Here is a 1378-nt window from a genome sequence, read left to right on the forward strand (position 1 = left end):
GGCAAGACCAGCGAAACCCATTCGGGTCCAATTGTTGAAGTCTCATCCCGCCCGGATGCGCCGATCCAGGTGGTGATGTCCGGCCACTACGACACCGTGTTTGCGCCCGGCGTGTTCGAGACCGTGACCGACCTGCAGAATGGCTGCGTCAATGGTCCGGGCATGGCGGACATGAAGGGCGGCATCTGCGTCATGCTGGAGGCGCTCAAGGCTTTTGAAGCCGGCCGGTTCAAGGACCGGCTGGGCTACCGGATTGTGCTGACACCTGACGAAGAAATCGGCAATTTCTCGAGCGCGGAATCGCTTCGCCGCGCCGCTTGCGCCGGTGCGGTTATTGGGATGACTTATGAGCCCGCCATGGAAACCGGCGCGATGGCCGGCGGACGAAAGGGCTCCGCCGTGTTCGACATCGTCCTGCACGGGCGCGCGGCGCATGCCGGCCGTGCCAAGGAAGAGGGGCGTAGCGCTATCTAGGCGGCGGCAGAACTTGTCGTTGGTCTCGAAGGTCTCAACAGCCAGTTTGGCGGTGTGACGTTCAATGTCGGCTCGATCGAAGGTGGCGCGCCGGTGAATATCGTGCCTGACCTCGCCATCGTGCGTTTTGGCGCCCGCGCGCCGGACTCCCAGTCTGCGGAATGGGCGGCGCAGCAGGTACGGCGCCTGTTTGATCGCGCGGTCGCCCGTGACGGCATACATGGCCACCTGCACGGCGGCTTTTACCGCCCGCCGAAACCCCGCAATGCGGCTCAGCAGGCCTTGTTTGACGCTGTACATGCAACGGGCCGCGCCATCGGACTTGACATCGAATTCGTGGACACGGGCGGCGTTTGCGAAGGCAACAACATCTTCGCCGCAGGCGTGCCCAACGTGGATACGCTTGGCGTACGTGGTGGACGCATCCACTCGTCCGAAGAGTTTGTGATCACCGAGAGCTTTCCGGAGCGTGCGCTGCTTTCGGCCCTGATCCTGAATCGCCTTGCGGATGGCCGGATGAACGGACGGCGAATCAAGGAACTGATGGGGCGCTAGTCATGGCGACGAATTACGTAATGCGTCCCTCGCGTCCGGACGATCTCGGCGCCCTGACCCACCTTGCTGAATTGTCCGGACCCGGATTTACGAGCCTGCCGGTCGACGAGCCCATACTCAAGGAACGGCTTGAGAAATCGGATCGCGCCTTCCACGGCCGCCAGCGAAACCTGCAATATGGCAAGTACCTGATGATGATGGAGCACGTCCCCACCGGGCAGGTGGTCGGGTGCTCTGCGGTGAAGGCCGGTACGGGGATTGATCAGCCCTTTTTCAATTATCGCATCATCACGCTGGCGCAGGCGAGCCATGCTGCCGGGAATTTGCGGTTCGACATGGACGCCCTGAT

2 protein-coding genes and 1 pseudogene are annotated in these 1378 nt (G+C 62.4%); all 3 read left to right on the plus strand.

All coding sequences use genetic code 11. The features are described from left to right. Positions 1-474, plus strand: a 474-nt coding sequence (locus WEA77_RS01690) for a M20/M25/M40 family metallo-hydrolase (RefSeq protein WP_368066142.1), incomplete at its 5' end; no start/stop codon positions are given. A 15-nt stretch (positions 475-489) separates the two neighbouring features. After that, positions 490-1029, plus strand: a pseudogene (locus WEA77_RS01695) (peptidase dimerization domain-containing protein); the annotation flags it as partial. A 2-nt stretch (positions 1030-1031) separates the two neighbouring features. Continuing rightward, positions 1032-1378, plus strand: a 347-nt coding sequence (locus tag WEA77_RS01700; protein ID WP_368066143.1) for an arginine N-succinyltransferase, incomplete at its 3' end; no start/stop codon positions are given.

Origin of the sequence: Hyphomonas sp., assembly GCF_040882205.1 — a bacterium.
Classification (GTDB): domain Bacteria; phylum Pseudomonadota; class Alphaproteobacteria; order Caulobacterales; family Hyphomonadaceae; genus Hyphomonas.